Genomic DNA, 23,000 nt, shown 5'->3' with positions numbered 1-23,000 from the left:
CCTCTGGCAGCGACTCGGGGCGCCGCAGGCGCATCGGGGGTGCTTCATGCCAATTGCTGTTCCAGCTTCTGCAGCACCTGGTAGCAGGGCAGCACCTGGGCCACGCTCGAGTTCGGCTCGCGGCCTTCGCGGATGGCGGCGAAGAACTCGCGGTCCTGCAGCTCGATGCCGTTCATCGACACGTCCACCTTCGAGACGTCGATCGGCTCTTCCTTGCCGGTGAAGAGGTCGTCGTAGCGCGCGATGTAGGTGCCGGTGTCGCCGATGTAGCGGAAGAATGTGCCCAGCGGGCCTTCGTTGTTGAAGGACAGCGACAGCGTGCAGATCGCGCCGTTGGCCGCCTGCAGCTGGATCGACATGTCCATCGCGATGCCCAGCGTGGGATGGATCGGGCCCTGCACCGCATTGGCCTTCACGATCGGGCTGCCGGCCTGGTAGGCGAAGAGATCGACCGTGTGGGCCGCGTGGTGCCACAGCAGGTGGTCGGTCCAGCTGCGCGCCTGGCCCAGCGCATTCATGTTGGTGCGGCGAAAGAAGTAGGTCTGCACATCCATCTGCTGGATGTTGAACTCGCCGGCCTTGATCTTGTGGTGCACCCACTGGTGGCTGGGGTTGAAGCGGCGCGTGTGGCCGCACATCGCGACCAGGCCGGTTTCCTTCTGCAGGTCGACCACCGCTTGCGCGTCCTTGAGCGAATCGGCCAGCGGGATCTCGACCTGCACATGCTTGCCGGCCTTGAGCGCGGCGATGCTCTGCGAGGCGTGCATCTGCGTCGGCGTGCACAGGATCACGGCATCGACTTCCTTCAGCGCCAGCGATTCGGCCAGGTCGGTCGTGACGTGGCCGATGCCGTACTTGGCCGCCACTTCACGCGTCTTGTCGAGTTCGCGGCTGACCAGCGAGACGACTTCCACGCCGTCGATGTTCTTGATGCCGTCGAGGTGCTTGATGCCGAAGGCGCCGGCGCCGGCGAGGGCGACTTTGATGGTCTTGGTCATTGGTTCTCCAGGATGAGATGGCCCACGGCCGTGTTGGACGCGGGAACGTGGAAGAAACGGCGCGCGACTTTCGGCGGCTTGCCGCCGGCGACGTCGGACATGGCGCCGCGCGCGATCAGCCACATCACGAGCTCGATGCCCTCGGAGCCGGCTTCGCGCACGTAGTCGATGTGCGGCATCTTCGAGAGATCGTCGGGGTCGGCGATCAGGCGGTCGAGGAACTTGTTGTCCCACTCGGCGTTGATCAGGCCGGCGCGCGGGCCCTGCAGCTGGTGGCTCATGCCGCCGGTGCCCCAGATCTGCACGTTGAGGTCTTCGTCATAGGACTCGACCGCGCGGCGGATCGCCTGGCCCAGCATGAAGCAGCGGCGGCCGCTCGGCACCGGGTACTGCACCACGTTGACCGCGAACGGAATCACCGGGAAGGGCCAGGCCTCAGGCTGGCCGCACATCAGCGACAGCGGCACCGTGAGGCCGTGGTCGACGTCCATCTTGTTGACGATGGTGAGGTCGAAGTCCTGCTGGATCACGCTCTGCGCGATGTGCGCGGCCAGCGGCGCATGGCCCATGACCGTCGGCACGGGGCGCGGGCCCCAGCCCTCGTCGGCCGGCTGGTACGAATCGGCGGTGCCGATCGCGAAGGTCGGGATCATGTCCAGGCTGAAGGCCGTGGCATGGTCGTTGAAGACCAGGAACACGACGTCGGGCTTGTTGTCCTTCATCCATTGCTTGGAGAAGTCGTAGCCCGCGAACAGCGGCTGCCAGTAGGGCTCGTTCGACTTGCCGAGGTCGAGCGCGGCGCCGATGGCGGGCACGTGCGAGGTGTAGACGGATGCGGTGATGCGTGCCATGTCAGTTTGCCTTCTTGCCTGCGGCGCCTTGCGGCTGCCGATGCGCCTGCGCGCTGCCGTCCTCGCCGATGCGGCGATTGCCTTCGACCGAGCGGCCGCCGTGGATCATCATGTCGCGGTACTCCTCCTCGGTCATGCCGGTCATGCTGCCGGCCATCTGCTGGAAGCTCTTGCCGTCGGTGGCGCCGATCTTGGCCAGGAAGTAGATGTTGCCGCCGAGCGCGATGCAGCGGTTGAGGTCGCGCGCCAGCACGGCCTGCTTCTGCGCCTCGGTCATCGGCCATTCGTCGAGGTAGGCCCGCTCGTCGGCCTTGAAGCGCTCGCGGTTGGCGGCCTTCATGAGCGACATGCAGAACTGGTTCAGGTGGTAGCCGAGGCGCGATTGCTCGGCGTCGAAGATGGTCGTGCCGGGTACGTCCTTGTAGGGTTTTTCGAGCGACATTACTTGATCTCCGGCCAGTACAGGCGCGTCGGGTTGTCGACCAGCAGCTTGCGCTGCAGCTCGGCGGTGGTCGCGATCTGCGGGATGAAATCGACCAGCAGGCCGTCGTCGGGCATGTGGTCCTTGAGGTTCGGATGCGGCCAGTCGGTGCCCCACAGCACGCGGTCCGGGAAGCTCTCGACCACCTTGCGGGCGAAGGGCACGACGTCCTGGTAGGCCGCCTGCTCGCCGTTCAGGGCCTTCGGGCCGGTGAGCGACAGGCGCTCGGGGCAGCTGACCTTGCTCCAGACGTTGGTGTGCTCGCGCATGAACTTCAGGAACAGCTCGAACTCGGGGCCGTCGATCGGCTTGCTGACATCGGGGCGGCCCATGTGGTCGACCACCACCGTGGTCGGCAGGGCGGTGAAGAAGTCCCACAGCTCGGGCAGGTCGACCGCCTCGAAGTAGATCACCACATGCCAGCCGAGCGGCGCGATGCGGTTCGCGATTTCGAGCAGCTCGTCCTTGGGCGTGAAGTCGACCAGCCGCTTGACGAAGTTGAAGCGCACGCCGCGCACGCCGGCCTCGTGCAGTTCCTTCAGCTCGGCGTCGCTGATGCTGCGCTTGACCGTGGCGATGCCCTTGGCGCGGCCGTTGGAGGCCTTCAGCGCATCGACCATGGCGCGGTTGTCGGCGCCGTGGCAGGTGGCCTGCACGACCACGTTCTTGTCGAAGCCCAGGTGATCGCGCAGCGCGAACAGCTGATCCTTCGAGGCGTCGCAGGGCGTGTACTTGCGCTCGGGCGCGAAGGGGAACTGGTCGCCCGGGCCGAACACGTGGCAATGCGCGTCGACGCTACCGGCCGGCACCTGGAAGCGCGGCTTCGAGGGGCCCGCGTACCAGTCGAGCCAGCCCGGGGTCTTGGTGAAGGTGGTCATGGTCTCAGTCCAGGGTGATGTTGGCCTTGCGGATCACGTCGCCGAAGCGCTGCGTCTCGGCCTTGACGAATTGGTTGAACTGGTCGCGTGTCTGCGGGAAGGGTTCATAGCCGAAGCTCTTGAACTTCTCCAGCACGTCGGGGCTGGCCAGCGCGGTCTCGATGTCCTTCTTGATCTTGTCGGTGACCGCCGGCGGCAGGCCCGGCGGCACCGCGATCGCGTTCCAGCCCGTGACCTCGAAGCCCTTCGGGCCGCCCGACTCGCCCACCGTGGGCACGTCCGGGAAGCTGGCGTTGCGCTGCGGCGCGGTCACGGCCAGGAAGCGCAGCTTGCCGGCGCGCTGCAGCGGGCCCGCGGTGGCGGCGCTGCCCAGCGCGAAGGCCAGTTCGCCGGTCGACACCGAGGTGTAGAGCTGCGTGGTTTCCTTGTAGAGCACGTGCTCCATCTTGATGCCGGTGGCGGATGCGAACATCTCGGAGCCCAGGTGCACCGGGTTGCCGATCGACCAGGAACCGAAGTTGAGCTTGCCCGGATGGGCCTTGGCGTCGGCGATGATGTCGCCGACCGTCTTGTACTTGCTGTCGGTCGCGACCGTGAAGAAGAAGTAGGTCTTGAACAGCGGCAGCAGCGTGTCGAAGTCCTTCACCGGGTCGTAGGGCAGCTTCTTGAACAGCGCCGGGTAGGCCGCCAGGTGCACGTTGTCGAGCACGATCATGTCGGTGCCGTCCTTGGCGCCGCGCTTGAAGGCGTCGATGGCGATGAAGCCGTTGCCGCCCGGACGGTTTTCCACCACCACCGGCTGGCCCCAGGCACGCGAGAGCTTGTCGGCCACCAGGCGCGCCACGCCGTCCGGACCGCCGCCGACCGGGAACGGCGTGATGATGCGCACCGGCTTGGTCGGGAACTGCTGGGCGAAGGCACCCATCGGCAAGGCTGCGGCGGACAGTGCGCCGGCAGCGAGGGCGAGCGTGCGGTTCGTCAGGAAGCGTCGAGTGATTGGCATGGGAGGATCAGGTGAGGATGGAAGGAAATCAGTCGATATAGCGCAGGCCGGCCTTCTCGAGGGGCTCGCGCATCTTGTACATGTCGAGGCCGAGCACGCCGGAAGCCAGCTTCTCGCGCTTGGCGCCTTCGTTGGCTTCACGCGCCACAGCGGCCTCGAGTGCCTTGGCCGCCATTGCGCGGGGCACGCAGACCACGCCGTCGTCGTCGGCCACGATCACGTCGCCGGGCGTCACCAGCATGCCGGCACAGACCACCGGGATGTTGACCGAGCCGAGCGTGGCCTTGATGGTGCCCTTGGACGAGATCGCGCGGCTCCAGACCGGGAAGTTCATTTCCTGCAGGGTCTTCACGTCGCGCACGCCGGCGTCGATGATCAGCGCGCGGGCGCCGCGGGCCTGGAAGCTGGTGGCCAGCAGGTCGCCGAAATAGCCGTCGGTGCATTCGGCCGTGACCGCCGCCACCACCACGTCGCCGGGCTGGATCTGCTCCGCCGCCACATGCATCATCCAGTTGTCGCCGGGCTGCAGCAGCACCGTGACCGCTGTGCCCGACACCTGCACGCCGGGATAGATCGGCCGCATGTAGGGCTTGAGCAGGCCGACGCGGCCCATGGCCTCGTGCACCGTGGCCGAGCCGAGCTTGGCCAGCGCGTCGGCCGTGGCGCGGTCGGTGCGCTGGATGTTGCGATAGACGACTCCGAGTTCGTACATGGTCATGTCTCCTTGAATGGTCAGAGGCCCTTGGCCTTCAGGGCGGCGTCGAGCCGCGGGAACACGCGGCGCGCATTGCCTTCGTAGATCTGGTGGCGGTCGGCGTCGCTCAGGATCTTGCTCGACTCGATGTAGCGCTTGGTGTCGTCGTAGTAGTGGCCGGTGGTCGGGTCGATCCCGCGCACCGCACCGATCATCTCGGAGGCGAAGAGCACGTTCTTGACCGGAATCACGGTGTTCAACAGGTCGATGCCCGGCTGGTGGTAGACGCAGGTGTCGAAGTAGATGTTGTTGAGCAGGTGCTCGTCGAGCAGCGGCTTCTTGAGCTCTTGCGCGAGACCGCGGAAACGCCCCCAGTGATACGGCACCGCGCCGCCGCCGTGCGGGATCAGGAAGCGCAGCGTCGGGAAGTCCTTGAACAGGTCCGAGGTCAGGCACTGCATGAAGGCCGTGGTGTCGGCGTTGAGGTAGTGCGAGCCGGTGGTGTGGAAGGCCGGGTTGCAGCTGGTGCTGACGTGGATCATCGCGGGGATGTCGTACTCGACCATCTTCTCGTAGATCGGGTACCACTGGCGGTCGCTCAAGGGCGGGCTGGTCCAGTGGCCGCCGCTCGGGTCGGGGTTCAGGTTGATGCCGACGTTGCCGTATTCCTTGACGCAGCGCTCGAGCTCGGGGATGCAGGTCTTGGGGTCGACGCCCGGCGACTGCGGCAGCATCGCGGCCGGGATGAAGTGGTCGGGGAACAGCTGGCTGACCCGATAGCAGAGCTCGTTGCAGATCGCGGCCCAGGTCGACGAGGTCTCGAAGTCGCCGATGTGGTGGGCCATGAAGCTGGCGCGCGGGCTGAAGATGGTCAAGTCGGAGCCGCGCTCCTTCATGAGCTTGAGCTGGTTGTTCTCGATGGTCTCGCGGATGTCGTCGTCGCTGATCTGGAGGTCGCTGGCCTTGGGCGCCTTGGACGGATCCTTGAGGCCGGCGATCTGCAGGTCGCGCCAGGCGCCGAGTGCGGCAGGGGCGGTCGTGTAGTGACCGTGGACGTCGATGATCATGTCGTGTGCTCCTGGGACTGAAAGGTCGATGACGGTGAGGGGTTCAATGGGCCACGGGTTCCGCGGCGGGGTCGCGCAGGCTCCGGCCCACAGGCGCTTGCGGATGGACCCACTGCTTGACGACCAGGGCCGCGGTGGCGATCAGGCCCGGAATGGCCACGATGGTGAAGATGCGGTCGAAGCCCAGGCTGCGGGCCGCCAGCTCGGCCACCAGGAACGAGCCCGCGATGCCGCCGAAGCGGCCGATGCCGAGCATCCAGGCGACGCCGGTGGCCCGGCCCTGCGTGGGGTAGAAGACCGCGGCCAGCGCGGGCATCGACGACTGCGCCGTGTTCATGATGGTGCCGGCGACGAACACCATCACCACCAGCCAGCCGTCGTTGCCCACGGTCTGGCCGATCAGGTAGACCGACAGGGCGGTCAGCGCATAGCCGACGGCAATGATCCGGTTGGCATTGAAGCGGTCCATCAGCCAGCCGCAGAACACGGCACCGACGCCCCCCAGCGGAAACAGCGCCGCCACCAGCACGGCCTTGTGCGGATCCATGCCGGCGTCCTTGAGCAGGATCGGCATCCAGTTGATCAGCGCATAGAAGATGACCAGGCCCATGAAGTAGGCCAGCCAGAGCATGAAGGAGCCGATGCGGTGGCTGCGCCCCAGCACCAGCGCCAGCCCGCTGCCCGCCGCCGGGCCGGCCTGCCGCTCGGTCAGGACGAAGGAGGTCGCCGTTGCCGCCGTGGCGGAGATGCGCACCAGCACGCGGCGGATGCGTTCGCTCGGCTGTCCCCGGGCCACCATGTAGCGCACCGATTCCGGCAGCACCACGAGCATCAGCAGCGCCAGCACCACGGGCACGATGCCCCCCAGCAGCAGCACGCTGCGCCAGCCCCAGTGCGGAATCATCCAGGCGGCCAGGAAGCCGCCGAAAGCCGCCCCCAGCGGAAAGCCGCAGAACATCGCGTTGGTCAGCATCGAGCGTTGCTTGTCCGGGCAGTATTCGCTGGTCAGGGTGACGGCATTGGGCATGGCCGCGCCGAGGCCCAGCCCGGTCACGAAACGCAGGGCGGTCAGGCCCTCGAGGCTGCCGGCGAAGCTGGACGCCAGGCTCGCCAGGCCGAACACGAGCACCGATGCGGTCAGCACCGCCCGGCGGCCGAACCTGTCGGCCAGCGGGCCGGCGCTCAGGGCGCCCGCTGCCAGCCCGAACAGCGCCGCACTGAGCACCGGCGCCAGCGCGGGCTTGGACACGCCCCACTCGCCGATCAGCGAAGGCGCGATGTAGCCGATGGCGGCGGTGTCGAAGCCGTCGAGCAGGACCACCAGGAAGCACAGGCCGAAGATCAGCCACTGATAGCCGGAGAAGCCCTGCGAATTGAAGAACGCCTGGACGTCCAGCGGCGTGTTGTTTGCTTTGTTCATGATCCCTGCGATTCCGTACGGGTTGCTCAGGCCGGGTCCATGCCCTGCGCGCGCTTCGCGGCGTCGGCCTCGGGCGAGGCCATGAAGGCCAGCATGGCACGCACCGTCTCGGCCTGGGCCGATCCGGTGCCGACGCCAGCGGAAAAAGTGGTGACGATCTGGACCGCGGGCGGCATCGGGCCCAGCAGGTCGATGCCCTCGACATGGATCAGTTCGCTGAGCTGCTGGAAGCCCAGCTCGACCTCGCCGCGAGCGACCAGGGTGCCGACCGGCACGCCCGGGGGCGCCTGCATGATGCGCGCCTTGATCTGCTCGGCGATGCCCCAGCGCTCGAACAGCGCGGCCAGCGCGACGCCGCTCGGGCCGGTCGAATAGCTGAGGCTGCGGGCGGCCAGCACGGCGCTGCGCAGCGCTTCCTCGGAGCCGATGTCGGGATGCGCGGCGCCCGCCTTCACGGCCACCGCGACGCCGGAGCGCACCAGGTCGGTCTTGCTGCCGGCCTCGATGCGGCCGGCGGCGATCAGCTTGTCGATGGCGTCGGAAGCCAGCACGACGACGTCGAAGGGCTCGCCGGCCAGGACCCGCTTGGCGGCATCGACGCCGCCGACCGATTCGATCGTGACCGAGGCCCCCGAGCGCTGCTCGAAGGCGGCCACCAGATCGGCCAGCACCTGGCGGGTGGCCATCGACGAAATCCCCTTGATCGCGGTCTTCTGCATGCTTTTCGCCTTGTCTCCAATGCCGGTGCGGCCGGCTCGATGGAGCGGATTTTGCGGCGGTATGGCCCTGCGAGATTTGCCATAAGCCACTAGCAGCTAGAACAAATCGGCATATCATCAGCGGCTGAGCCTGGAGAAGCCCCGTGGACCTGAAACAGCTGGCGTATTTCGTTCGCGTCGCCGAGTTGGGCAGCTTCACGCGTGCCGCCGTGGCGCTGAAAGTGGCGCAGCCGGCGCTGAGCCGGCAGGTGCGCCTGCTCGAGGTCGAGCTGCGGCAGAACCTGCTGGTGCGCAATGGCCGCGGCGCCACGCCGACCGAGGCCGGGCAGGTGCTGCTGGCCCACGGGCGCGGCATCCTCCATCAGGTGGAGCGCGCCCGCGAAGAGCTCGACCGCGTGCGCGGCTCGCTGGCCGGCCGGGTGGCGGTCGGCCTGCCGCCCAGCATCGCGCGCGTGCTGACGGTGCCGCTGACCCGTGCCTTCCGCGAGCAGATGCCGCAGGCGCAGCTGTCGATCAGCGAAAACCTCTCGACCGCGATGCAGGACCAGGTGCTGCATGGCGGGCTGGACATCGCGGTGCTCTACGACGCCCGGCCGATGCCCGGGCTCGACGTGCAGCGGCTGCTGGACCAGTCCCTGCTGCTGGTCGGCCGCCGTCCGCCCGGGCTGCAGGAAGACCCGCCGCCGGCACCGATGGCGCTGGCCGAGGTGGCCCGGCTGCCGCTGGTGATCCCGAGCCGGCCCAATGCGATCCGGATGTACGTGGAATCCGAGATGGCCGGCATCGGCTGCACGCCGCATGTGGCGCTCGAGATCGATGGCGTGTCGGCGATGCTCGACCTGGTCGCCGACGGCGCCGGCTTCGCGATCCTGTCGCGCAACGCGGTGATCCGCTCGATCAACCCCTCGGCCTACACCCTGCGCGAGATCGTGTCGCCGCCGCTGCGCATCCCGGTCTTCACCGCGGTCAGCGCGCTGCGGCGCGCGACGCTGACGCAGCAGGCGACGCTGGACCTGATCCGCAACACCGCCGAGACCCTTCTCAAGGGCTGAAAAGGCCTCAGTCCGCCGCCGGGCCGCCCCAAGGCGGACTGCGCCCCCTCGGGGGGCAGCGAGTACACGAAGTGACGAGCGTGGGGGCTCAGTCCTTGCGCGCGGCCAGCAGGCGGTCGGCGTAGTCCTGCCAGGGCGACTGCGCGTCGAGCCCGTCGAACACGCCGGCCCTGGCCTGGTCGGCCACCCACTGCTGCTTGTCGGCGATGGCCGCCGTCATGGTCGGCGCGAAGCCGGCCTCGCGCACCGTGTTGGCGGCTTCCCGCATTTCCTCGGCCCGGCGCTGGCCGTGCTGCACCACGCGGCTGAAGAAGTAGGCGCCCTGCCGGCTCCAGTCGATGCTCGGAAATGTTTCCTGCAGGGTCGGCAGCACATGGTCTTCCACACCGTAGGCGCGCGCCGTGGCGTAGCTTTCGATGACCAGTGCCTCGAGGCCCTTGATCATCACGCTGCGGCTCATCTTGATCGCGCTGGCGACGCCCAGGCGCTCGCTCACGGCCTTCGTGTCCAGGCCCCAGGCGGACAGGGCCTCGGCCAATGCGGCCGCGCGCTCGCCACCGAGCAGCATCGGCACGCGGATGCCGTAAGGCGGCACGGAGGTCATCACGCCGGCTTCGACGTAATGCGCGCCGGCGGCTTCGACCAGCGCCGCGCACTGCTGCTTGGTCCCGGGCGAGGCCGAGTTGAGGTCGAGGAAGACGGTGCCCGGGCGCAGCTGCGGCGCCGCCTCCTGCGCCACGCCCAGCGTGTTCGAGGCGGTGACGGCGGAAATCACCAGCGTGCTGGCCTGGCACAGCGCACCCATGGACGGGTGCGCCACCACGCCGGCCTGCGCCGCGTGCGCCTGCTCGCTCGCCTGGCGCGCCGGGTCGATGAACTTCAGGTCCCAGGCGCCGACCGTCTGGACGCCGGGCTTGTCCTTGAGACCGAGCGCGAAGGTCTTGCCCACCTCTCCATAGCCGATCAGGCCGATGTGTTCGAGTTGCATGTCTGTCCTCGTCTGGAAATCTACTGCCGCGGGATGTGCGCGGCGGCGATCACGCCGCTCCAGCGGCGGATGTCGCTGTCGAGCAGCGCCGCCAGTTCTTCGGGGCTGCTGGCACGCGGCTGCACGTTCAGTGCGGCCAGCTGCTGCTGGACTTCGGGCGATGCCAGCGCCGAGCGCACCGCGCGGTTGAGCCGGTCGATCCGCTCGCGCGGCGTCTTCGCCGGTGCGGCCAGCGCGTTCCAGGAGCGCACGTCGAAGCCCTTGATGCCGGCGCTTTCGGCCGCCGTGGGCACATTGGGCAGGGCCGGGTTGCGCTTCTCGCCCATCACGGCCAGCACGCGAAGTGCCTTCCCCGTGATCTGCGGCATGACCGGCGACAGGATCTCGACGCCGGCGTCGATCTGGCCGCTGCGCAGCGCCGTCACCACGGCCGGCGTGCCGTTGAAAGGCACCACCTGGGCGTCGATGCCGGCCCGGCTCTTGAACAGCTCCGCTGCCAGGTTCTGCGTGCTGCCGATGTTGACCGTGCCGATGTTCAGCGCGCCCGGCCGCGCCTTGGCGGCCGCCACCAGGTCCGCGAGGCTGCGCAGCGGCGAGTTCTCGGGCACCACGATCGCGATGTCGAAATAGCCCAGCAGCGAGACCGGCGCGAAATCCTTGCGGGTGTCGAAAGGCAGGCGCTGGAACAGGCCCTCGCTGACCGCCGTGCCGTTGCTCATCAGCAGCAGCGTGAGGCCGTCGGGCGCGGCCGAGGCCACCATCGTGCCGGCCACCACGCCGCCGGCCCCGGGGCGGTTGTCGACGATCACGGGTTGATTCAGCTGGCTGGCCATGGCCTTGCCGACCACGCGCGCCGTGAGGTCGGCGACCCCGCCGGCACCGAAGGGCACGACCAGGCGGATCGGCTGGGTGTCGCGGCTGTCGGCACGGGCCGCGAACGGCAGGGCGGCGGCGAGGCCGATGGCCGCCAAGGAAAGAAGAAGCGGTCGACGCTCCATGCGCATGGGAAGTTCCTTCATTTTCTGGGGCTGCCAGTGTAGGCCGCTGCTTTTGCCAAACCGACCTGGTGTGCCACGCTTTTCGCCATGAACGCGTCGTTACAAAGGGCTCGATCGATATGCTGGATTGCAGCGGAGATGGCATTCCTCCCTTGACCGCCCATTCGGGCTGATGATGCCTACCCGGGTCCAGCGTGGACCGGCGTAGGCATTTTTGATGCGCAACTCGCGCGCCATTGCCGCACCGGTCGCTTCGGCCCCCTTAACCAAGGAGCGACATGGGCGGCCTTTCTTTTCTTGCAGTCTTCGGCGGTGCCGGTTGCGGTGCCTTGCTGCGTTGGTGGCTGGGTGGCTGGCTGAACCCGGTGTTCCCCACGATTCCCCTGGGCACACTGGCCGCCAATCTCATCGGCGGCTTGCTGGTTGGCGTGGCCAGCGCCTTCTTCACCCACAACAGTGGCCTCGCACCTGAATGGCGGCTGCTGATCATCACCGGCTTCATGGGCGGCCTGACGACGTTTTCCACGTTCTCGGTCGAGGTCGTGACATTGATCGGCCGGCACGAGCACTGGTGGGCCTTGGGTGCGGCGAGCGTGCACCTCGCCGGCTCGCTGATCCTCACCGGGATCGGCATCCTGATCGCCAACGCGCTCTTCGTCAGGGCCTAGTGGAGACTGCCATGGCCCCCCCCGCCTGTCCCTTCTGCAATGACGACGATGCCGTGCTCGCCAACGCGCTCGCGATCGCGCGTTGGGACGTGTATCCGGTGTCGCCAGGACACATCCTGATCGTCACCCGGCGCCATGTCGCGGACTTCTTCGAGACGACCGCCGACGAGCGGCAGGCGCTGCTCGCCTTGGCCCCAACAAGCAGTCCTATGGAACCAAGTCACTCGAGCCTAAGGAGACCACCATGCAAGGCATCTACCTCAAGTTCTATGTCCAGGAGAAACGCCGCCATCACGGCGTACTCGCCTATGAATGGCTCCTGGAGGAGGCCAAGAAAGTGGGCCTCCATGGCGGCTCGGCCTTTCGTGCCATCGCGGGCTTCGGCCGCCACGGCAGGCTGCACGAAGAGCATTTCTTCGAACTCGCCGGCGATGTCTCGGTGGAGGTCGGCTTCGTGCTGAGCGAGCAGGAGGCGCAGAGTTTTCTCGCGCACCTGGCCGGCGAGAAGCTCAAGCTGTTCTACATCAAGGTGCCGCTGGAGATGGGGGTCGTTGGGGCAGAACCATGACCTCCACCTGGGCGCTGGCCTCGCTCCGGCTCGGGTTGTCGCTTGCCGCGACGCTGCTGTCGATCTGGCTTCGCGTCGCCACGGCCCCGTCGGAGAGATCGTCGTCGGTCTCGGCGGGTCCTGGCCGGCGAGTTGGCTGGCCGGCATCGCAATGTCCACCACGCCGGTGGCGGGGTCTACGCCGTGATGCTTTCGGCACCATTTCCGCATTGTTGGGTCTATCGTACAAAGGGATCGACCAAGCGCAGCACTGCGACCGTACAGCGGTAGGACTGGAAATCCAGAAAAGGAGACGCACCATGTTCAGCAAGATTCTCCTGGCGTACGACGGAACCAAGCCCGCGGATCTGGCGTTCGAGCGCGCGATGGAAGTCGCACGGCTGGCCCATGCCCCTCTTCATGTCGTGGCCGTCGCATGGTCTGCCGAGGTCGAGACCCGTGCCTCGATCGACAAGGCTCGCGTGAAGTGCTGGGCGTATCTGACGCAATTGCGAAAGATGGGCGCGGACTCACAACTCGATCTCGAGATGGAAGTTGTGGAGGGAAATTGCTCCGAACAGATCGTCGCGACCGCAGATCGACTCGGCGCCGATCTGATCGTCATGGGCCATCGCAAGCGCACGCTGCTGAGTCGCCTATCGGAGGCGTCTCTCGCCAAGCGCGTCATCGATCATGCACATTGCTGCGTGCTTGTCGCGAGTTGAAGACTCGCTCGGGTGATGGCGAGCGCGTCGCGCGTGCCATGCACTTGGCTGGCGATTCCACGCGCCCCAAAAAATCCCCGCGTGGCAATATTCGCTTTCGCAAACCCCGCTGCACCGGCATGAACGACGCCCATTCAATGGCCAGTTCCTTGGTCGCCCACTGGCGACCCAAGCCAATTCTCGAAGTCCATGAGGCGCGGACGATTGAACAAGAGTTCTTCAGGCTGACGTTTCCGGGCCCCTACTTGGTCGCCGTCACGTTCTACCGCGTCGACGGGCGCCCCGACCTCATGCGGGTGCGCTCTACCAACTGGCGCTTGCAAGACGCGCCGAACGGAATCTTTCGGCTTGAGGATTGCCGCGAGTTTTACCGACGGCTCAGAAAGGCAGGATTTGGATAGACATCGCCTTACGACGCCGACCAGCAGTGAACGCGGATGAGGGCGCGTGCGCGCGCGAACCCTCTGGCAGTAAGTTCTACTCGTAGCGCTGCCCCGCCGCCATCAGCGCCGGCGTCCCGATCACTTCATTGAGCCCATCGAAGTCGAGCATGCGGTCGCGCCAGGGCAGCGTCGTGCGATGCGCCTGCAGGCTCGCGTAATAGCCCTGCAGCGTGTGCACCACCGCGCGGGCCGTGCCGCCCGGAAAGATCGCGATCCGGAAGCCATGCGCCTGCAGCGCGTCCGCGTCCTGCACCGGCGTCTTGCCGCCCTCGACCATGTTGGCCAGCAGCGGCACGCGCTGCGCGAAGCGGCGGCAGGCCGCGTCCATCTGCGCGGGCGAACGCAGCGCCTCGATGAAGAGCGCGTCGACCCCGGTCTCCAGATAGGCTTGCGCGCGGTCGAGCGCCGCGTCCAGCCCTTCGACCGCGACCGCATCGGTGCGCGCGAGGATCAGCGTCCCGGGCGAGGCGCGTGCGTCGAGCGCCGCCTTGAGCTTGCCGACCATCTCACGCTGCGGCACCACGGTCTTGCCGTCGAGGTGGCCGCAGCGCTTGGGAAATCCCTGGTCCTCGATCTGGACCATGGCGGCACCGGCGCGCTCGAAGCCGCGCACGGTGCGCTGGGTGTTGAGCGCATTGCCGAAGCCGGTGTCGGCATCGACGATCACCGGCAGGCCGACGCGCTCGGTGATGCGCGCCAGCGTGTCCTCGACCTCGGTGAAGGTGGTGAGCCCGACATCGGAGCGCCCGAGCCGCGTGTAGGCGATCGAGGCGCCCGAGAGGTACAGCGCCTCGAAGCCGGCCTGCTCCGCCACCAGGGCGCTGAGTGCGTCGTAGACGCCCGGCGCCAGCAGGATGTCGTTGCGCGCGAGGCGCGACTTGAATGATTCATCGGCCATGGGATGCCTTCCTTTCCTTGACCAGTGCGGCGGCGGTGCGCGCCGCGATAGAGCCGCCGGCGACTGCGCTCAGCAGGCCGTTGCCCGACAGATAGCCCCAGACCTCGTCGCCCGAGACCCCGCCCGCGGCGCCGCCGGCCGCCAGCAGGTTCGGCAGCGGCGAGCCGTCCTGCCGCAGCACGCGCGCATCCGGCGCGATGTCGAGTCCGCCTTGCGTGTGGAACAGCGCGCCCGTGACCTTGACCGCGAAGTACGGCGCGGCCAGCACGCGCTGGAAGACGCGGCCATCGGACTGCGGCATGCCGGCCTGCAGCCCATCGAGGGTCGACTGCAGTGTCGCCGCATCGCAGCCGATGCAGACCGCGAGATCGGCCACGGTGTCGCAGCGCCTGAGCGCGCCCGCAGCCTCCGCTTCGCAGAAATCGGGGAAGCCGCGCGCAAGTTCGAGCAGCGGCGCGTCGAACACGTTCCAGGCGACAGCGCCTGGCTGCGCCAGCACATGCACCGCGGCTTCGGAATAGCCCTGCGTCTCGTCATGGAAGCGCCGGCCCTCGCGGTTGATCTGCACGCCGCCTTCCATCATCACGGCCCAGGACATCAGCGCGCCCTGCGGCGTGACCCAGGAGCCATGCCCCTGATAGCCGCCGAGGTCGCGCAATCGGGCGCCGATCGCCTGGCCCCAGAGAATGGCGCTGCCGTCGTTGCCCACATGGCCGCCGAAGGCCGCTTCGGCCATGTCGGGCAGCAGCGCGCGGACCATCGCCGCATTGCCGCCGAAGCCGTTGCAGGCCAGCAGCAGTGCGTCGCAGGCCAGCGTTTCCTCGTGGCCATCGGGACGGCGGTAGCCGATGCCGATCACACGGTCGGCGTCGTCGCACCACAGCGTGTCGACCAGCGCCTGCGTCAGCACCGGGATGCCTGCCGTTTCCACCGCCGCTTGCAGCCGCGCCATCAGTGCCGCACCGGTCTTCTGCGGCAGGGCATGCATCCGGTGAACGCTGTGGCCGGGATAGAGGAAGCCGTCGAGCACGATCCAGTCGAGGCCGTGCCTGGCCTGCAGGGCATCGAGCGCCGGTCCGATGGCCTCGGCATACGCCAGCACCAATGCCGGTGCCGCGCGACCATGGGCCTTGGCCTGGATGTCGGCCGCGAAGCACGCGGGACTGTCGCCCTCGATTCCTTGCTGGCGCTGCGCGTGCGTGCCGGGTGCGGGAATGAAGCCCGAGGACAGCGCGGTCGATCCCCTCGGCACAGCATCGCGCTCGAGCAGCACGCATTCGATGCCGGCGTCGTGCAGCATCAGCGCCGCCGTGAGCCCGCAGGCGCCGGCGCCGACGATCGCGATGTCGACGTGCATCTCGGCCTCGATCCGGGCGGCGCGGCGGACGCTGCGCACCGGTCCTTCGACCTGGGCCGTCATGCCAGCGACCGGACGAAGGCCGCGCAGTCCGTGACTTCGGCCACGTTGCGCATGTCGGCCAGCGAGGTCTGGTGCCGCTCCTCGCCGAAGGCCGCGCAGCCATCGGCCAGCACCAGCGTTCGGTAGTCGCGCATGTGGGCGTCGCGCACCGTGCTCGCCACGCCGCCATTGGTGACGATGCCGCACACCGCCACGGTGTCGATGCCGGCGCGGCGCAGCACCCAGTCGAGCTGGGTGTTGAAGAACGCCGAGTAGGCGACCTTGCTGACCGCGACGTCGACCAGGCCGGCCAGCGCCTCGACGTTCGCCTGGCCCCAGCTGCCGGGCGCGAAATCGCCCCTGCGAAGGTACGGGCGCAGCGCCTTCAGGTGCGGCGACACCATCGGCTCGCCGGCCGCATCGGGCCACAGCGTGAACTGGCTTGAGGCCACCAGCCCGCCGGCCGCCTTGAGGGCGCGCGCCACGGTGGCCACGCGATCCGGCAGCAGCAGCGCGGGCGGGTTGCTGTCGCCGCCGCGGGCGTAGGCGCCCTGGGCGTCGAGGAAATCGTTCTGCAGGTCGATCACGACCAGCGCGGTGGTCGCCCCGCGAAGCTTCGCCGTGCTGCTCACGACAGCCTCACGAGCAGGTTGCCATGCGCATCGACCTCGGCCTGGAAGCCGGGCTCGAGCCACACGGTGGTGTCGGCCTGCTCGAGGATCGCCGGCCCGTCGATGCGTGCGCCGACCGGCAACTCGAGCCGCGCATAGCGCAGCGCCTCGCGCCATTGCCCGTCGTGAAACACACGCTGCGTACCCAGCGGCGCGCTGCTGCCCTCGCCTACCGGTGCAAGCACAGCCAGATCGAACTTGGGCCGCACGCCGATGCGGGCATAGCGAAGGTTCATCACGCGGATGCCGATGCCGTCGAGCACGCGGCCGAAGGCGGTGCTGTAGCTGGACTCGAAGGCGGTGCGGATGGCTTCACGCGTCAAGGCTTGCGCCGTGGCTGCCGGCAGCAGCACCGGCAGCGTGTGCGTCTGGCCCGCATAGAGCATGTCGAGCGCGATCACCTCGCGCACCTCGTCGAAGCGCACGCCCGACGAATCGAGCCGCTGCTGGCAGGCCTCGGCGAGTTCGGCGATGCGCTGGCCCAGATGCGCGACATCGAGTTCGTCGAGCGGGCGGTTGAGGGTCTGCACCGCGTCGTGCCGCATGTCGGCGATCACGCAGCCGAGCGCCGAGGTCACGCCGGGGTAGCGCGGCACGATGCCGATGGCGACGCCCACCTCGCGCATCATCGCGCACACATGCAGCGCACCGCCGCCGCCGAAGGGCATGTAGGCGAAGCGCCGCGGATCATGCCCGCGCTCGATCGACACCAGCCGGATCGCGCCGGCCATGCGCGCGTTGGCCACCGTGAGGATCGCCTCCGCCGCCTGGTACACGTCGAGCCCCAGCGGCTTGGCGACATGCGCGTCGATGGCCTGGAACGACTTCCCGGCGTCGAGCGCCGCGAGCAAGCCGCCGCCGAGCGGCCGGTCGGCGGCGATGCGGCCAAGCAGCACATTGGCATCGGTCACCGTCGGGCGCATGTTGCCGCGGCCATAGCAGGCCGGCCCGGGGATGCTGCCGGCCGACTCGGGGCCGACCTGCAGCATGCCGCTGGCGTCGACCGAGGCGATCGAGCCGCCACCGGCGCCGATGGTCTCGATCTGGATCATCGGCGAGCGGATCACCATGCCGAATTCGATCGCGGTCTGCGCCGCCAGCGCCGCCTCGCCATTGGCGACCAGGGAGACGTCGAAGGAGGTACCGCCCATGTCGCCGGTGATCGCGTTCGGAAAGCCAGCCGCGCGCGCGATGGCCGCGCAGGCGATCACGCCGGCCGCCGGGCCCGACAGTGCGGTGCGCACCGGCAGGTCGCTCGCAGTCTGGCGCGACATCACGCCGCCGTTGCTCTGCACCACCAGCAGTTCGCCCTCGAAGCCCTGCGCGCGCAGGTCGGATTCCAGGCGTTCGAGGTAGCTGCCCACCACGGGCTGCAGCGCGGCGTTGAGCGTGGCGGTCGAGCAGCGCTCGAACTCGCGGATCTCGGGCAGCACCTCGCAAGCCGAAGTGACATGGGCGTTCGGCCACGACTCGCGCACCGCGGCGACCGCCAGCCGCTCGTTCTCGGGATTGGCGTAGGTGTTGATGAAGAACACGCAGACCGCCTCGCAGCCGGCCTCCAGCAGCGAGCGTGCCTCGGCCCGCACCTGGTCGAGATCGACCGGCGTGTGCAGCGTGCCGTCGGCCAGCACGCGCTCGTCGACCTCGCGCCGCAGGTCGCGCGGCACCACCGGCACGAAGCTGCCGCGCAGGCCCCAGGTCTCGGGCCGGTCGCGCCGGCGCATCTCGAGCACGTCGCGGAAGCCGCGCGTGGTGATGATGCCGGTGCGCGCCACCTTGCGCTCGAGCAGCGCGTTGGTGCCGACCGTGGTGCCGTGCACGATGGTCGCGATGGCCGAAGCCGAATCGGCCACGCGCGCCACGCCGTTCATGAAGCCGCGGGCTTCCTCGCCGCGGGTCGACGGAACCTTGACGATGCGCGCCGTGCCCTCGTGCTCGTCGAGCACGAAGAGGTCGGTGAAGGTGCCGCCGACGTCGACGCCGACGACCAGCCGGCCAGGGGCTTTTTCCGTGTGTGCTGCTGCTGTCATTGCGCGGCCTTCTTGTCCGTTGCTTCGCCGTTGTTCACATAGCCCATGGCCTGATCCTGTGCGCGCTGCGCGCCGCTGCGCCGTGCCGGCGCGCCCCAGCCGCCGCCGCCCGGTGTCTCGAGCCGCACACGCTCGCCCTGGGCCAACCGGATGCCGTGCATCTTCGACACCATCGGCGGCCGATGCCAGGCGCCGTCGTTCTCGTAGCTGAAGACGTTGACCGCGCCCGATCCGCCGCCCGCGATGCCCTTGGGCGGCGAGCTGCCGCGCTCGCCGAAGACATAGACCTCGGCATCCTTCTCGAGCAGCTCGATCTCGTAGACCGCGCCCAGGCCGCCGCGGAACTGGCCGTCGCCGCCGGAGCCGGGGCGCAGCGCCCATTCGGTGAAGCGCACCGGGTAGGCGGCCTCGAGGATTTCCAGCGGCGGAATGGTCGCGGTCGAGATCGGCGCGTTGGCATGCGAGAGCCCGTCGCCGCCCGAATGGCCACCGTGGCCGCCGCCGAAGAAGCTGAACATCACCCAGCGCTGGCCCTTGCGGGGCCCGTCGCTGCGGTGGCCCGCGATCGACAGCGCGTTGATCGTGCCGTAGGCCTGCGCCACGGCGCGCGACGGATCGGCCTGCGCGGTGGCGCTGAAGATCACGTCGATCATGCGCAGGATGGTCTCGGTGTAGCCGCCGACCGGCCGCGGCCGCTCGGCGCTGATCACCAGCCGGTCGGGGATCAGGAAATCGACCGCATCGAGCACGCCGGCATTCGCCGGCACATCGGGAAACACATGCTTGAGCGCCACGTAGCAGGCCGCGATCGCGGTGGCGCGCGAGATGTTCACCGGCCCGGCGCATTGCGGCGAGGTGCGCGAGAAGTCCAGCAGCAGGCGGTCGCCCGCCACCGTCATGTCGAGCGCGATGGTCAGCGGCTCGTTGACGATGCCGTCGTTGTCGAGCACGTCCTCGAAGCTGTAGCGGCCGTCCGGCAGCGAGGCGATGTGCGAACGCATCAGGCGCAGCGCTCGGCTGCGCAGCTCGCCCATTGCCTGCAGCACCAGCGCATCGCCGTATTCGTCGAGCAGGCCGTGCAACCGCTTGGCGCCGAGTTCGAGCGCGGCGAGCTGGCCGTTGAGGTCGCCCCACAGGCTCTCGGGCAGCCGCGTGTTGGCGCGCAGGATCGCCAGCACGTCGGGGTCGAGCACGCCGTCGCGCACGATGCGCACCGGCGGGATCTGCACCGCCTCCTGCCAGCATTCGGTGGCGGACGGGTTGTAGTTGCCGGGCACCGCGCCGCCGACGTCATGCCAGTGCGCGGCCGAGGCCATGTAGCAGTAGAGCCTGCCGTCGCGGAAGAAGGGCCGCACCAGCTTGAAGTCGTTGGCATGGGTGCCGCCGTCGTAGGGATCGTTGCTGATCCAGATGTCGCCATCCTTCATGCCGCCGCGCGGCGCCGCCGCGGCCGCGGTCGCGCGCACCGCGAAGGCCATCGCGCCGACGAACACCGGCAGGCCCGACTTGCCCTGCACCAGCGTGTCGCCGCTCGCGGCATCGTAGAGGCCGTGGCAGGCATCGTGAGCCTCGGCAATGATCGGATTGAAGGCGCTGCGGTAGAGCGTCGCGTCCATCTCGTCGGCCACCTGTTCGAGGCGGCCGCGCAGCACGGCCAGCGTGACCGGGTCCATCGAGGGGATCGGTGAATCGTTCATGGTTCGGTTCTTTCTTTGGCGATGCGCTGCCGGAGCTGCTTCAGGAGGCCGCCCGCGCGGACCATGTCCATCAGGAAATCGGGCACGGGTTCGCAAGTCAGCGTCCGGCCGCCGGGGATCGACACCGAGGGCCGCGCCACGTCCAGGGCGACGCGGTCGCCGTCCTTCAACGATTCGACCTCGGAACACGTCAGCAGCAGGAGCCCGAGGTTGAAGGCATTGCGGAAATAGAGCCCGCTGTACGAGGGCGCGATCACCGCGGCCACGCCCAGGTGCACGAGCACGGCGGCGGCCTGTTCGCGCGAAGAGCCGATGCCGAAGTTGGGCCCGGCGACGATCACATCGCCGGCGCGCACCTCGCGGGCGAACTCGGGCCGCACGGCCTCGAGGCAATGCCGGGCGATGATGTCGATGCCATGCTTCATCGCGTGGCCCGGCGCGAGCACGTCGGTGTCGACATCGGCGCCGAGGCGCCAGACGCGGTGCGTTGTGTCGCCGCTCATGCCAGCACCTCGCGCGGATCGGTGACGCGGCCGCGCAGCGCCGACGCCGCGACGGTGTAAGGCGAGCCCAGGTACACCTGCGCGCTCGGCGAGCCCATGCGGCCCTTGAAGTTGCGCGCGGTGGTGGAGATGACCGTCACGTCGTCTCCGATCGAATCGCCGTAGCCGGAGCAGGCGCCGCAGGCCGTGGGGAGGAGTTCGGCACCGGCATCGAGCAGCACCTGCAGGACGCCCTCATCGCGCGCCTGTTCCTGGTCGCGCAGGCTGGCCGGCGCCACCATGAGCCGCACGCCGCTGGCGACCTGGTGGCCGCGCAGCACTTGCGCCGCGGCGCGCAGGTCGTCGAGCTTGGCGCCGGTGCAGGCGCCGATGTAGGCGACGTCGATGGGCGTGCCGGCATAGCGGCTCACGCCATGGGCGTTGGCCGGGCTGTGCGGCGCCGCGACATGGGGCTCCAGCGTGGAGGCGTCGAAGCGGTGGCGCGTGAACGCCGCGTCGGCATCGGTGAACCACGGCGCGGCATCCACCGGTGGCGCACCGGCCTCGGCCAGGAAGGCGGAGGTGGTCGCGTCGGGCGCGATCAGGCCAGCCTGTGCGCCGAGCTCGGCGCTCATGTTCGACAGCGTCATGCGCTCCTGCATCGACAGCGCCCGCACCGCCGGCCCGCAGAACTCGACCGCCTGATAGCGGCCGCCGTTCATGCCGAAGCGCGCCAGCATGTGCAGCATCATGTCTTTGGCGGTGACGCCGGCGGGCAGCGCGCCGTCCCACCACATCTGGATCGTCTCGGGCACGCGCAGCCAGATCTCGCCGGTGACTACCACGCCGAGCATCTCGGTGCTGCCGACGCCGAACATGTAGGCACCGAAGGCGCCGCCGGTGGGCGAATGCGAGTCGCCGCCGACGCACAGCATCCCTGGGCGGATGTGGCCGTGCTGCGGCACCACCACGTGGCAGATGCCCTGGCTGTCGTAGACGTGCGGCAGCTGCTGGTCGCGCGCCCAGTCGCGCGCGATGCGCACGATGCGGCGCGAGTCGTCGTCGCGCTCGGGCACGTAGTGATCCATCACCAGCACGATGCGCGAGCGGTCCCAGATCTGCGCCCCGAGTTCCTCGAGCATCGGCTGCAGCCGGCGCGGACCCGAGGAGTCGTGAAACATCGCCATGTCGACCGCGCAGGTGACGATCTCGCCCACCGCGACGGCCTCGCGGCCGCAGGCGCGGGCGATGAGCTTCTGCGCCAGCGTTTGCGGCGGCGCGGCGGTGAGGATGGAGGTCGAAGTGCTCATTCCGGCTTGGCTCCCGAAAACTTGACCACCTGGGCCCAGCGCTTGATCTCGCTCTGGACGAAGGGGCCGAACTGCTCCGGCGTATTGCCGACCGGAATCACGCCCTCGCTGTCGAAACGCTTGCGCATCGCCGGCTCGCCGATCGCCCGGCGCGCCGCGTCGGCGACGCGGCGCGTGAGTTCGGGCGGCATGTGCGCCGGCCCGAACAGTCCGAACCAGGCGCTCGACTCGTAGCCGGGCAAGGTCTCGGCAATGGCCGGCAGGTCCGGGAACTCGGGCAGGCGCCGGGCCGAGGTCACGCCCAGCGCCTTGAGCTTGCCGGCCAAGATGTGCTGCTGCACGTTGCCGACCGCCGCGAACATCAGCTGCACCTGGCCCGCGAGCACGTCCTGCACGGCCGGTGCGGTGCCCCGGTACGGGATGTTGACGATGTAGACGCCCGACTGCATCTTGAAGGCCTCTCCGGCCATGTGCAGCGAGGAACCCAGCGCGCCGATCGCGAAGTTGAGCTGGCCCGGCTTCGCCTTGGCCAGCGCGATCAGCTCGCGCACGTTGTTCGCCGGCACCGACGGATGGGCGACCAGGATCGACGGCGAGGTCGCGACGCAGGTCAGTGCCGTGAAGTCTTTCACCGGGTCGAAGGGCAGCGTGGGATAGAGCGTCGCGTTGATCGCATGGCTGGTGAAGCTCATCAGCAGCGTGTTGCCGTCGGGCGCCGCCTTGGCAACCGCATCGGCGGCGATATTGCCGCCGGCGCCGGGCCGGTTCTCGACGATCACGGTGCGGCCCAGCACCGGGCCCATGCCGGCCGCGAGCGTGCGGGCGATGGTGTCGGTCGAGCCGCCGGCCGGCGCGCCGACCAGGATGCGAACGGGCGCGTTGCCGACCTGGGCCTGGGCGGCGCCGGCCAGTGCGGCCATGGATGCGATCAGGATGTCTCTGCGTTTCATTGGATCACTCCGAGGGTTTCACAAGGCAATC

Annotated in this window: 24 protein-coding genes, 1 pseudogene and 1 riboswitch; of the genes and pseudogenes, 6 read left to right on the top strand and 19 right to left on the bottom strand. The window is 68.7% G+C overall.

The genetic code is table 11. From position 1 onward, the window contains the following. Positions 1 to 44 precede the first annotated feature (44 nt). The 9 genes from AC1D2O_RS25565 to AC1D2O_RS25525 are packed head-to-tail and all read right to left on the bottom strand — an operon-like array spanning position 45 to position 8,111. Positions 45 to 998 carry a Gfo/Idh/MocA family oxidoreductase gene (locus AC1D2O_RS25565; RefSeq protein WP_478087302.1) on the bottom strand — a complete coding sequence of 318 codons (954 nt, stop codon included), beginning with the start codon at positions 996 to 998 and terminating at the stop codon, positions 45 to 47. Further along, positions 995 to 1,849: a class III extradiol dioxygenase subunit beta gene (locus AC1D2O_RS25560; protein WP_478087301.1), complete on the bottom strand. Its 855-nt coding sequence runs from the start codon at positions 1,847 to 1,849 to the stop codon at positions 995 to 997. Before AC1D2O_RS25560 ends, AC1D2O_RS25565 begins: the two co-directional genes overlap by 4 nt. 1 nt (position 1,850) lies before the next feature. Beyond that, complete coding sequence (gene ligA, locus AC1D2O_RS25555) at positions 1,851 to 2,291, bottom strand: protocatechuate 4,5-dioxygenase subunit alpha (protein WP_478087299.1); 441 nt, start codon at positions 2,289 to 2,291, stop codon at positions 1,851 to 1,853. After that, positions 2,291 to 3,208: an amidohydrolase family protein gene (locus tag AC1D2O_RS25550; RefSeq protein WP_478087297.1), complete on the bottom strand. Its 918-nt coding sequence runs from the start codon at positions 3,206 to 3,208 to the stop codon at positions 2,291 to 2,293. Before AC1D2O_RS25550 ends, ligA begins: the two co-directional genes overlap by 1 nt. A 4-nt stretch (positions 3,209 to 3,212) precedes the next feature. Next, the gene (locus AC1D2O_RS25545; protein ID WP_478087295.1) at positions 3,213 to 4,211 is read right to left on the bottom strand and encodes a Bug family tripartite tricarboxylate transporter substrate binding protein; all 999 of its coding nucleotides are present in this window, start codon (positions 4,209 to 4,211) and stop codon (positions 3,213 to 3,215) included. A 28-nt stretch (positions 4,212 to 4,239) separates the two neighbouring features. Then, positions 4,240 to 4,923: a 4-carboxy-4-hydroxy-2-oxoadipate aldolase/oxaloacetate decarboxylase gene (ligK, locus tag AC1D2O_RS25540; protein ID WP_478087294.1), complete on the bottom strand. Its 684-nt coding sequence runs from the start codon at positions 4,921 to 4,923 to the stop codon at positions 4,240 to 4,242. Positions 4,924 to 4,943: 20 nt separating this feature from the next. Beyond that, entirely contained in the window at positions 4,944 to 5,972 is a 1,029-nt protein-coding gene (locus tag AC1D2O_RS25535) for an amidohydrolase family protein (RefSeq protein ID WP_478087292.1), read from the bottom strand. 43 nt (positions 5,973 to 6,015) lie between these two features. Further along, positions 6,016 to 7,392, bottom strand: coding sequence for an MFS transporter (locus tag AC1D2O_RS25530; RefSeq protein ID WP_478087290.1), 1,377 nt, complete (start codon positions 7,390 to 7,392; stop codon positions 6,016 to 6,018). A 26-nt stretch (positions 7,393 to 7,418) separates the two neighbouring features. Next, positions 7,419 to 8,111: a substrate-binding domain-containing protein gene (locus tag AC1D2O_RS25525; protein WP_478158115.1), complete on the bottom strand. Its 693-nt coding sequence runs from the start codon at positions 8,109 to 8,111 to the stop codon at positions 7,419 to 7,421. A gap of 143 nt (positions 8,112 to 8,254) precedes the next feature. Between AC1D2O_RS25525 and AC1D2O_RS25520 the strand changes: the two genes are divergently transcribed. After that, entirely contained in the window at positions 8,255 to 9,163 is a 909-nt protein-coding gene (locus tag AC1D2O_RS25520; protein WP_478087286.1) for a LysR substrate-binding domain-containing protein, read from the top strand. An 88-nt stretch (positions 9,164 to 9,251) separates the two neighbouring features. Here AC1D2O_RS25520 and AC1D2O_RS25515 read toward each other — a convergent pair whose 3' ends face one another. Together AC1D2O_RS25515 and AC1D2O_RS25510 are read right to left on the bottom strand one after the other, a co-directional pair. Continuing rightward, positions 9,252 to 10,151 (bottom strand): NAD(P)-dependent oxidoreductase, encoded by a 900-nt coding sequence (locus AC1D2O_RS25515; protein WP_478087284.1) that lies wholly within the window; start codon positions 10,149 to 10,151, stop codon positions 9,252 to 9,254. 20 nt (positions 10,152 to 10,171) lie between these two features. Further along, the gene (locus tag AC1D2O_RS25510) at positions 10,172 to 11,149 is read right to left on the bottom strand and encodes a Bug family tripartite tricarboxylate transporter substrate binding protein (protein WP_478087309.1); all 978 of its coding nucleotides are present in this window, start codon (positions 11,147 to 11,149) and stop codon (positions 10,172 to 10,174) included. A gap of 125 nt (positions 11,150 to 11,274) precedes the next feature. Continuing rightward, positions 11,275 to 11,338, top strand: a riboswitch (Fluoride riboswitch). Between the two features lie 89 nt (positions 11,339 to 11,427). Between AC1D2O_RS25510 and crcB the strand changes: the two genes are divergently transcribed. From crcB to AC1D2O_RS25485, 5 genes and pseudogenes are all read left to right on the top strand, one after another. Further along, the gene (gene crcB / locus AC1D2O_RS25505; protein ID WP_478087282.1) at positions 11,428 to 11,817 is read left to right on the top strand and encodes a fluoride efflux transporter CrcB; all 390 of its coding nucleotides are present in this window, start codon (positions 11,428 to 11,430) and stop codon (positions 11,815 to 11,817) included. An 11-nt stretch (positions 11,818 to 11,828) separates the two neighbouring features. After that, a pseudogene (locus AC1D2O_RS25500) lies at positions 11,829 to 11,999 on the top strand (HIT family protein); the annotation flags it as partial. A gap of 62 nt (positions 12,000 to 12,061) precedes the next feature. After that, on the top strand, positions 12,062 to 12,385 hold the full coding sequence (locus AC1D2O_RS25495; protein WP_478087281.1) for a DUF190 domain-containing protein: 324 nt from the start codon (positions 12,062 to 12,064) through the stop codon (positions 12,383 to 12,385). Positions 12,386 to 12,684: 299 nt separating this feature from the next. Further along, positions 12,685 to 13,089 carry a universal stress protein gene (locus AC1D2O_RS25490; RefSeq protein ID WP_478087280.1) on the top strand — a complete coding sequence of 135 codons (405 nt, stop codon included), beginning with the start codon at positions 12,685 to 12,687 and terminating at the stop codon, positions 13,087 to 13,089. A gap of 119 nt (positions 13,090 to 13,208) precedes the next feature. Next, positions 13,209 to 13,490, top strand: coding sequence for a hypothetical protein (locus tag AC1D2O_RS25485; RefSeq protein WP_478158114.1), 282 nt, complete (start codon positions 13,209 to 13,211; stop codon positions 13,488 to 13,490). A 76-nt stretch (positions 13,491 to 13,566) separates the two neighbouring features. Here the strand turns inward: AC1D2O_RS25485 and AC1D2O_RS25480 are convergent, their stop codons facing one another. Genes AC1D2O_RS25480 through AC1D2O_RS25445 form a run of 8 tightly spaced genes read right to left on the bottom strand, consistent with a single transcriptional unit; the run spans position 13,567 to position 22,969 of the window. Next, positions 13,567 to 14,430 carry an isocitrate lyase/PEP mutase family protein gene (locus AC1D2O_RS25480; RefSeq protein ID WP_478087277.1) on the bottom strand — a complete coding sequence of 288 codons (864 nt, stop codon included), beginning with the start codon at positions 14,428 to 14,430 and terminating at the stop codon, positions 13,567 to 13,569. After that, positions 14,420 to 15,850 carry an FAD-dependent oxidoreductase gene (locus AC1D2O_RS25475; RefSeq protein WP_478087275.1) on the bottom strand — a complete coding sequence of 477 codons (1,431 nt, stop codon included), beginning with the start codon at positions 15,848 to 15,850 and terminating at the stop codon, positions 14,420 to 14,422. The genes AC1D2O_RS25480 and AC1D2O_RS25475 overlap by 11 nt, the downstream gene beginning before the upstream one ends. Further along, positions 15,847 to 16,461 (bottom strand): cysteine hydrolase family protein, encoded by a 615-nt coding sequence (locus AC1D2O_RS25470; RefSeq protein WP_478158113.1) that lies wholly within the window; start codon positions 16,459 to 16,461, stop codon positions 15,847 to 15,849. The genes AC1D2O_RS25475 and AC1D2O_RS25470 overlap by 4 nt, the downstream gene beginning before the upstream one ends. Continuing rightward, positions 16,458 to 18,530 (bottom strand): hydantoinase/oxoprolinase family protein, encoded by a 2,073-nt coding sequence (locus AC1D2O_RS25465; protein WP_478158112.1) that lies wholly within the window; start codon positions 18,528 to 18,530, stop codon positions 16,458 to 16,460. The genes AC1D2O_RS25470 and AC1D2O_RS25465 overlap by 4 nt, the downstream gene beginning before the upstream one ends. Beyond that, complete coding sequence (locus AC1D2O_RS25460; RefSeq protein WP_478087270.1) at positions 18,527 to 20,227, bottom strand: hydantoinase B/oxoprolinase family protein; 1,701 nt, start codon at positions 20,225 to 20,227, stop codon at positions 18,527 to 18,529. Before AC1D2O_RS25460 ends, AC1D2O_RS25465 begins: the two co-directional genes overlap by 4 nt. Further along, positions 20,224 to 20,730, bottom strand: coding sequence for a LeuD/DmdB family oxidoreductase small subunit (locus AC1D2O_RS25455; RefSeq protein WP_478087268.1), 507 nt, complete (start codon positions 20,728 to 20,730; stop codon positions 20,224 to 20,226). The genes AC1D2O_RS25460 and AC1D2O_RS25455 overlap by 4 nt, the downstream gene beginning before the upstream one ends. After that, complete coding sequence (locus AC1D2O_RS25450; protein ID WP_478158111.1) at positions 20,727 to 22,019, bottom strand: 3-isopropylmalate dehydratase large subunit; 1,293 nt, start codon at positions 22,017 to 22,019, stop codon at positions 20,727 to 20,729. The genes AC1D2O_RS25455 and AC1D2O_RS25450 overlap by 4 nt, the downstream gene beginning before the upstream one ends. After that, positions 22,016 to 22,969 carry a tripartite tricarboxylate transporter substrate binding protein gene (locus AC1D2O_RS25445; RefSeq protein ID WP_478158110.1) on the bottom strand — a complete coding sequence of 318 codons (954 nt, stop codon included), beginning with the start codon at positions 22,967 to 22,969 and terminating at the stop codon, positions 22,016 to 22,018. Before AC1D2O_RS25445 ends, AC1D2O_RS25450 begins: the two co-directional genes overlap by 4 nt. Positions 22,970 to 23,000 lie beyond the last annotated feature (31 nt).

Source organism: Variovorax sp. P1_G12, from assembly GCF_056405555.1.
The sequence above is the reverse complement of the archived record's forward strand: the minus strand, read 5'-3'. Positions and strand labels throughout refer to the sequence as shown.

Coding starts and splice junctions, on each gene's coding strand:
- AC1D2O_RS25485 (WP_478158114.1), top strand. CDS start 13,209: ATGAACGACGCCCATTCAATGGCCAGTTCCTTGGTCGCCCACTGGCGA.
- AC1D2O_RS25460 (WP_478087270.1), bottom strand. CDS start 20,227: ATGAACGATTCACCGATCCCCTCGATGGACCCGGTCACGCTGGCCGTG.
- crcB (WP_478087282.1), top strand. CDS start 11,428: ATGGGCGGCCTTTCTTTTCTTGCAGTCTTCGGCGGTGCCGGTTGCGGT.
- AC1D2O_RS25445 (WP_478158110.1), bottom strand. CDS start 22,969: ATGAAACGCAGAGACATCCTGATCGCATCCATGGCCGCACTGGCCGGC.
- AC1D2O_RS25535 (WP_478087292.1), bottom strand. CDS start 5,972: ATGATCATCGACGTCCACGGTCACTACACGACCGCCCCTGCCGCACTC.
- AC1D2O_RS25475 (WP_478087275.1), bottom strand. CDS start 15,850: ATGACGGCCCAGGTCGAAGGACCGGTGCGCAGCGTCCGCCGCGCCGCC.
- AC1D2O_RS25545 (WP_478087295.1), bottom strand. CDS start 4,211: ATGCCAATCACTCGACGCTTCCTGACGAACCGCACGCTCGCCCTCGCT.
- AC1D2O_RS25530 (WP_478087290.1), bottom strand. CDS start 7,392: ATGAACAAAGCAAACAACACGCCGCTGGACGTCCAGGCGTTCTTCAAT.
- AC1D2O_RS25455 (WP_478087268.1), bottom strand. CDS start 20,730: ATGAGCGGCGACACAACGCACCGCGTCTGGCGCCTCGGCGCCGATGTC.
- AC1D2O_RS25525 (WP_478158115.1), bottom strand. CDS start 8,111: ATGCAGAAGACCGCGATCAAGGGGATTTCGTCGATGGCCACCCGCCAG.
- AC1D2O_RS25565 (WP_478087302.1), bottom strand. CDS start 998: ATGACCAAGACCATCAAAGTCGCCCTCGCCGGCGCCGGCGCCTTCGGC.
- ligA (WP_478087299.1), bottom strand. CDS start 2,291: ATGTCGCTCGAAAAACCCTACAAGGACGTACCCGGCACGACCATCTTC.
- AC1D2O_RS25450 (WP_478158111.1), bottom strand. CDS start 22,019: ATGAGCACTTCGACCTCCATCCTCACCGCCGCGCCGCCGCAAACGCTG.
- AC1D2O_RS25495 (WP_478087281.1), top strand. CDS start 12,062: ATGCAAGGCATCTACCTCAAGTTCTATGTCCAGGAGAAACGCCGCCAT.
- AC1D2O_RS25560 (WP_478087301.1), bottom strand. CDS start 1,849: ATGGCACGCATCACCGCATCCGTCTACACCTCGCACGTGCCCGCCATC.
- AC1D2O_RS25480 (WP_478087277.1), bottom strand. CDS start 14,430: ATGGCCGATGAATCATTCAAGTCGCGCCTCGCGCGCAACGACATCCTG.
- AC1D2O_RS25550 (WP_478087297.1), bottom strand. CDS start 3,208: ATGACCACCTTCACCAAGACCCCGGGCTGGCTCGACTGGTACGCGGGC.
- AC1D2O_RS25490 (WP_478087280.1), top strand. CDS start 12,685: ATGTTCAGCAAGATTCTCCTGGCGTACGACGGAACCAAGCCCGCGGAT.
- ligK (WP_478087294.1), bottom strand. CDS start 4,923: ATGTACGAACTCGGAGTCGTCTATCGCAACATCCAGCGCACCGACCGC.
- AC1D2O_RS25515 (WP_478087284.1), bottom strand. CDS start 10,151: ATGCAACTCGAACACATCGGCCTGATCGGCTATGGAGAGGTGGGCAAG.
- AC1D2O_RS25510 (WP_478087309.1), bottom strand. CDS start 11,149: ATGGAGCGTCGACCGCTTCTTCTTTCCTTGGCGGCCATCGGCCTCGCC.
- AC1D2O_RS25465 (WP_478158112.1), bottom strand. CDS start 18,530: ATGACAGCAGCAGCACACACGGAAAAAGCCCCTGGCCGGCTGGTCGTC.